The 6,571-nt window shown below is 74.3% G+C and carries 7 protein-coding genes; 3 read left to right on the plus strand and 4 right to left on the minus strand.

Going from position 1 to position 6,571, the window contains the following annotated elements; translation table 11 throughout:
- The first annotated feature begins 179 nt into the window (after positions 1-179).
- Positions 180-1,157, plus strand: a complete 978-nt coding sequence (locus tag AB0F62_RS29465; RefSeq protein WP_361805751.1) for an alpha/beta hydrolase — start codon at positions 180-182, stop codon at positions 1,155-1,157.
- A 28-nt stretch (positions 1,158-1,185) separates the two neighbouring features.
- Here AB0F62_RS29465 and AB0F62_RS29470 read toward each other — a convergent pair whose 3' ends face one another.
- Positions 1,186-1,431, minus strand: a complete 246-nt coding sequence (locus AB0F62_RS29470; RefSeq protein WP_361805753.1) for a hypothetical protein — start codon at positions 1,429-1,431, stop codon at positions 1,186-1,188.
- Between the two features lie 139 nt (positions 1,432-1,570).
- A complete protein-coding gene (locus AB0F62_RS29475; RefSeq protein ID WP_361805756.1) occupies positions 1,571-4,144 on the minus strand; it encodes a SpoIIE family protein phosphatase in 2,574 nt (857 codons plus the stop codon).
- A gap of 338 nt (positions 4,145-4,482) precedes the next feature.
- Here AB0F62_RS29475 and AB0F62_RS29480 point away from each other — a divergent pair, with 338 nt between their 5' ends.
- Together AB0F62_RS29480 and AB0F62_RS29485 are read left to right on the plus strand one after the other, a co-directional pair.
- Positions 4,483-4,716, plus strand: a complete 234-nt coding sequence (locus AB0F62_RS29480) for a helix-turn-helix transcriptional regulator (protein ID WP_361805759.1) — start codon at positions 4,483-4,485, stop codon at positions 4,714-4,716.
- A 45-nt stretch (positions 4,717-4,761) separates the two neighbouring features.
- Positions 4,762-5,325: a GNAT family protein gene (locus tag AB0F62_RS29485; protein WP_361805762.1), complete on the plus strand. Its 564-nt coding sequence runs from the start codon at positions 4,762-4,764 to the stop codon at positions 5,323-5,325.
- A 325-nt stretch (positions 5,326-5,650) separates the two neighbouring features.
- On the opposite strand, the gene AB0F62_RS29490 is transcribed toward AB0F62_RS29485, so the two are convergent.
- Positions 5,651-6,211 (minus strand): DM13 domain-containing protein, encoded by a 561-nt coding sequence (locus AB0F62_RS29490; RefSeq protein ID WP_361805765.1) that lies wholly within the window; start codon positions 6,209-6,211, stop codon positions 5,651-5,653.
- Positions 6,208-6,441, minus strand: a complete 234-nt coding sequence (locus tag AB0F62_RS29495; protein WP_361805768.1) for a hypothetical protein — start codon at positions 6,439-6,441, stop codon at positions 6,208-6,210. Before AB0F62_RS29495 ends, AB0F62_RS29490 begins: the two co-directional genes overlap by 4 nt.
- Positions 6,442-6,571 lie beyond the last annotated feature (130 nt).

Genomic DNA, 6,571 nt, shown 5'->3' on the forward strand with positions numbered 1-6,571 from the left:
GACCGTTCGGCCGCCGTTCTCCCGCCCGGTCGTTCCTCCCGCGGGGCCGACACCCCGCGGGGGCCGATTTCACCCCGACGGCCCCTGCCAGTGACCCGGTCGGCGGACATGGCCGGGCCTGTCGCCGCGGAGGCGTGAACACTCAAGTGCCGTAAGCCTCGAGGAAAGCGAGAAACGGCATGGCGGCAACACTGGTTCCCCGTTCCCGGCGTCGCATACGCCGCGCCCACGTCACCGCGGCCGGGTGCGCCCTGGCCCTGTGCGCGGTGGCGGCGGCGCCGGCCGCCGCGGACGGGGGCACGACGGGGACGAAACCCACGGTGGTCCTGATCCACGGAGCGTTCGCGGACGCCTCCAGCTGGAACGGCGTGATCGAGCGGCTCGAACGCCGCGGCTATTCGGTCATCGCCCCGGCCAACCCGCTGCGCGGGCTGTACAGCGACTCCACCTACATCGCCTCCGTGCTGGAGAGCATCAAGGGCCCCGTCGTGCTGGCCGGGCACTCCTACGGCGGCGCCGTGATCAGCTCGGCCGCGGCGGGCAACCCGCGGGTGAAGTCGCTCGTGTACATCTCCGCGCTGATGCCGGACGTCGGCGAGAGCGGCATGTCCCTGTCGGCCCGCTTCCCCAGCGCCCTCGGTACCGCCACCCGGTCCGTGCCCTACCGGGCGGGCGGCGGCGTCAGCGGCACCGACCTGTACCTCAAGAGCGACAAGGTGCACCCGGTGTTCGCCGGGTGTCTGTCGGAGAGCCAGGCGAATCTGCTGGGGGTCACCCAGCGACCCGCGGCCACCACCGCGTTCTCGGAGAAGGCCAAGGTCGCGGCCTGGAAGACCATCCCGTCCTGGGCCCTCGTCGGCCGCCAGGACATGACCATCAGCCCGGATCAGGAACGCTTCGAGGCCGAGCGCGCGCACTCCCACACCGTGGAGATCGACTCCTGCCACGTGTCCCTGATCGCGCACCCCGACGCCGTCACCGACCTGATCCTGCAGGCCGCCACCGCGGCCGAGTCCGGCGGCCCGGCGCTGGCGGACACCGGGACCGACGGGCATCGTCCCGGTGTCAGCGGACTCGCCGGGGTGGCCGGGGCCTCGTTGATCGCCGGCGCGGGAGCCGTCCTCGGCGCCCGTCGCCTGCGGCGCCGTTCCGCCTGACCGGTACGTCGCGCCGCGCGGCCCGCCGTCAGTGCCCGTGGTCGCCCTCGTGCGCATCGCCGGCCGTCGGGCCGCCCGGCGCGGGTGACGCGCCCCGGTGGTCCCCGGTGTCGGCACCGGGTTCCACGCCGCCGGTGTGCCCGCCGTGCGACGGCTGGTCGCCGCGCTGGGCCGGGGCGCGGACCGGGTCGACGGCCGCGCCCACGCCGTAGGCGGTTCCGAATGTCGCCGCCAGGGCGACGGCGAACGCCGCGACCTTCGCTCCGGTGTTCACGGCTGCTCCCTGGGTGCCCGGGCCGAACCTCGGCCGACATGCGTGCGCCGGCGGGGCACGCTGGACCACATAGTATACCCCCTAGGGGTATGTGCCAGGGTGTGCGCGCCCACTGCCGGGCGGAGTGTGGCCGGGGGCCTCAGACGGGCGTGAGGGCCTGTTCGGTCCAGATCGTCTTGCCGCGGGGGTGGTGGCGCGTGCCCCACTGCTGCGCGAGCTGGGCGACGAGGAGGAGACCGCGGCCCCCCTCGTCGTAGGTTCGGGCCCGCCGCAGGTGGGGGGTGGTGTTGCTGGTGTCGGTGACCTCGATGATGAGGGCCGTGGTGTTGTGGATCAGCCGCAGCCGGATCGGCGGCTTGCCGTAGCGGATGGCGTTGGTGACCAGCTCGCTGACGAGCAGTTCCGTGGTGAACGCCGTCTCCTCCAGGCCCCACGCCGTGAGCTGGGTCGTGGTGTGGTGGCGGGCCTGCGCGACGGTGGCCGGGTCGTTGGGGAGCTGCCACGTGGCGATGTGGTCCGACGGGAGGGTCCGGGTACGGGCGACCAGGAGGGCGATGTCGTCGGTCGGCCGGTGGGTGATGAGCGTGGTGAGTACCCGGTCGCACACGGCGTCGAGCGACTGGGCGGGGTGCGCGAGGGCCGTGAACATCTTGTCCAGGGACTGGTCGATGTCGTGGTGGTGGGGGTCCAGCAGCCCGTTGGTGTAGAGGGCGAGGACGGTGCCCTCGGGGAGGTTGGTCGTCATGGTCTCGAACGGCAGCCCGCCCAGCCCCAGCGGGGGCCCGGCGGGGACGTCCAGGAAGTGCACGGCGTGGTCCGGGGTCACCACGGCGGGTGGCGGATGCCCGGCGCGGGCGAGGCTGCACTGCCGGGTCGTCGGGTCGTACACGGCGTACAGGCAGGTGGTGCCGATGCCGCCGGCGGTGTCCGAGTCGTGGCCCTCGTCGTCGTCGGCGCACAGGTGGATGACCAGGTCGTCGAGGTGGGTGAGGAGTTCGTCCGGGGGGAGGTCGACGTCGGCGAGGGTGCGCACGGCGGTGCGCAGCCGGCCCATGGTGGCCGACGCGCGGATGCCGTGCCCGACGACGTCACCGACGACCAGGGCCACGCGGGTGCCGGACAGCGGGATCACGTCGAACCAGTCGCCGCCGACCCCGGCGTGGGTCGTCGCGGGGAGGTAGCGCGTGGCGATGTCCAGGGCCGCCTGCTCGGGGAGGCTGTGCGGGAGCAGGCTGCGCTGGAGGGTCATCGTGGTGGTGCGTTCGCGGGCGTAGCGGCGCGCGTTGTGGATCGCGGTGGCGGCGCGATGGGCGAGCTTCTCGGCCAGGGCGAGGTCGTCCGCGGTGAACGGGGTCGGATTGCGGTGCCGGCTGAAGACGGCCAGCCCCAGGGCGCTGCCGCCCGACGTCAGGGGGATGGCGATGACGGAGTGCGTGCCCGCCTCGCGGATCCAGGCGGCGCGGGGGTCCTGGGCCGCCCAGCGGGCCAGGGTGGCGTCGGTGATGTCGTAGAGCGCGGCCTTGCCGGTGGTCAGCGTCTGCTCCGGAGGCGACCCCGGGGGATACGTCGCGGTGTCCCCGAGCGCGATGAGGGCCTCCGGGGTGCCGGGCAGGATGGAACTGGCCGCGGTGCGGGTCACCGTGACCGCCCCTGCCGCGGGGGCCGCCTGGGGGGCGGTGGGGAGCTCGATCAGGTCGACGGCGGCGTAGTCGGCGAATTCGGGGACCGCGAGGTCGGTGAGCTCCTGCGCGGTGCGGGTGGTGTCCAGCGTCGTGCCGATGCGGGTGGCCGCGTCGTGGAGGAGCTGCGAGCGCCGCCGGACCTCCGGGTCCTCGGCGGCCGGGTGGGTGGTCAGCACCACGCCGCGCACGGTCCCGGCGGCGTCCGCGAGCGGGGTGAGCGTCGCCCGCAGGGCGTGCTCCTCGTCGGCGTCGCTTCGGGTGCCGGCGCCGCCGGCCGCACCGCCGCCGCCGCCCTGGGGTGCGGCCTCCGCGGTGCCGCCGCGCCCGCCGGGTGCGACCGCCCCCTGGGGGGCGCTCGCGGCCGGAGCGGGCGAGCCGTTTCCCGTGAAGGGGGCCGGCGCGTGCTGCGGGCGGCCGCTCCCCAGGACGTTCCGCATCTGCGTCTCCGTCTGCCGGGCGGTGTCACCCGGGGCGAGATCGGGCAGACGGAGGCCGCGCATCTGGGCCTCGCCCAGGCCGAGGAGCTCCTCGAAGGCGGTGTTGGCACGTGTCAGGCGCAGACCGGCGTCGAAGACCGCCTGGGGGCAGGGTGCCTGGGCGAACGCCCAGGCACGGACGGCATCGTGCGACGGCGGATCGTCGCAGGACGCGGGGGCTGCCGCCACCACCAGCCAGCCGCCCTCGCCGCGGGCGCCACCGCCGTTGTGCCCGGCGCCCTCGTCCGCGTGCGGGCGGTGGTGGGCGAGGAGGCGCAGATGGAGCGTGTGTCCGTCCCGGTGCCGCAGCGCGAGGGTGCCGGCCCAGCGCTGCGCGGAGACGGGCGGGGCCGAGCGCGGGGGTTCGGCGAGAAGGAGGGTGGCGGGATGCCCGATGATCTCGTCGGGGGTGTGGCCGAGCAGATGATGGGCCTGTGCGCTCCAGCCGGTGACGATCCCGCGATCATCGAGGGTGGCGGTCGCGGTGTAGGCGGTGGCACCGTCGGTGCCGCGGGGGTCCGGCTCGTCACCCGCGGCGGTGGGAAGTGGCTCCATGGCTGTCATCTCGCCCTCGCTACTTTCTTTCCCCCGCTGGGGCGGAGGAACCGAGCTCGGCCAGGGCATCCACTGACCAGCATCATGCCTGTGACGGGTGAGCACCAACGCAAGGGGCCGGAGTGGCGGACGGGGCACCGACCTTCGGGCCGCGAACCCCGCTGAGCAGCGGATGTAAGAGAAACCTCAGAAAGAGGGAGGCGATGGGGAACCGGACACACCCCGCCCGGCGTGAAGAGGTGCAAACGAGACATTCCGGTATTCGTCCCCTGCTTTCGAGGGCGTGGGCAGGGGCGGCCGAACCGACCCGAGCGATCCGCTCCGCCGGAGGAACCGCCATGAGCCACGCCCTCGAGCCGTACACCGCACCCACCGACGCCGTCCGGGCGCTCGCCCCCCGCGAGCGCGAGACCCTGCACCACATCGCCGCCGGACGCACCTACCTGCAGACCGCCCGCCACATGGGCCTGTCGCGGCATACCGTCGACGCCTACCTGCGCCGCATCCGCGCCAAGCTGGGCCTCACCAGCACCGCCGAGCTGACCCGGCTGGCCGTGTCCCTGGGCCTGTGACCTCCGGCCGCCGAAGGGCCGGCCGGGCATGAGAGCATCACGGGCATGTTCCTGGAGACCGCCCGCTTGCGGGTGCGCCGTTTCCGGCCGGGCGACGCGCCGACGCTGGCCGCCTACCGGTCCGACCCCGCCGTCGCCCGCTACCAGGGCTGGAGCGCGCCGGTGTCCTTGGCGGCGGCCGAGGATCTGGTGGCGGAGTTCGCCGCGGGGGATCCCGCCGAGCCCGGCTGGTTCCAGTACGCGGTGGAACGCGCCGCCACCGGCGAGCTGATCGGCGACATCGGCGTGTGCCTGCACGGCAATCGGATGCAGGCCGATCTCGGCTTCACCCTCGCCCGCGGACACCAGGGCCACGGCTACGCCACCGAGGCCGTCACCGCGCTGCTGGACCGGCTGTTCACCGTGGCGGGCCTGCACCGGGTCTCGGCCGAATGCGACGCCCGCAACACCGCATCGGCGCGGCTGCTGGAACGCGCCGGGTTCCGGCTGGAGGGCCGCCGCCCGGCCCACTCGTGGATCAAGGGGGAGTGGACCGACGACCTGCTGTTCGGCCTCCTCGCAGCCGACTGGAGGCCGCGGCACCCGAGCCGTGGACGGAACGGGGAATGACCGCGCCCGGGCGACGGTTGGACCAGGCGCGGGAGTCCTGCACGGGACTCCACGGGGACCGCGGAGCGGTGCGACCCCCATGGAGCCCGCGGAGCAGGAGAACGGCCCCGCTCCGATCCGGCGCCGGCCTGGCCCCCCTTCCCGGCCGGCGCCGATCGTGTGAGCGCTCTCGGGGCGCGTCCGGGTCGAGGGCGCCGCGCCTCCCGCGATCGGGCGAAGGCGTGCGCGGGGCCCGCGGTGGCCCCGGCTAACGGCCCCGGGCCGCCGCCCGTGGCGGTCGAGTCCGCGACCGATCCGGCGTCGTCCGGGGTGGTCTGACGTACCGTCACCTCGACGGGCCGGCGGCGGAGGACAGCGGCGCCGCAGCGAAGGCGTACGTGAAGCGCCGGCACCAGATCACCACGGCGTGGTACCGATCCAGCCGAAGGCCGGCGGGCAGGGCATAGGTCTGGTTTCCCAGATTGCCCTTGAGGGCCCCGAGATCGGCGAAGTCGCGTCCGAAGTCGCCGTTCGGCGCGCGAGGGCCGGCGACGGTCAGCCGGACGCGGAGATCCGGGCCGTTCTCCACGCGCAGGTCCTCCAGCCGCAGGACGCGGGAACCGTCCGGAAGGCGCAGGACACGGACCGTTCCGGAGCCCGGGTGGCCGCGGCTGATCAGTTCCCCGGTGGACAGGACGGCGGCGGTCCCCGCGGACTCCGGACGCTCCCCGGCGGTGGCGGTGGCGGTGGCGGTGGCGGCGGGCGGCGGATCGTTGACGGTCTCGTCGACGAAGAGCTTCTGGGGCTGGAAGTAGACCAGTACGAAGACGCCCAGGGCCGCCACGACGACGCAGGCGGCGACCACCAGCCGAAGATGCCGTCGCAGGAGGGCGAGGATCCCGGTCATGACAGGTCCGGTCCTGCGGCGACGGGCTGCCGGGCCTCGCTGATCGCCCAGGCGGCGTTGACCGGGCCGATGCGGCTGCACGCCCGAGGGAAGTCACCGAGCGGTTCACCGCCGGCCGGGTCGGCCTCCTCCGTCAGGAGGCCCGCGTCGTCGACGTCCCCGGCGGCCCGGGCGGGATGCCCGGCCGCCACCGCTCCCCGGGCCGGACCGTCTCTGCCGTCTGCGTCCACGCCTCCAGTGTGCGGCGGTACGTGGCGGTCTGCGCTGTTTGATTCGCAGCTTGGGGGGTGTGGGGGGATGCTGGGGTATATGAGTACGCGCGTTCCGGCGGATTCAGTGGTGCGGAGTGACCTGCCCGTG

Source organism: Streptomyces sp. NPDC026673, from assembly GCF_040638135.1.
In the GTDB taxonomy this organism is placed as follows: domain Bacteria; phylum Actinomycetota; class Actinomycetes; order Streptomycetales; family Streptomycetaceae; genus Actinacidiphila.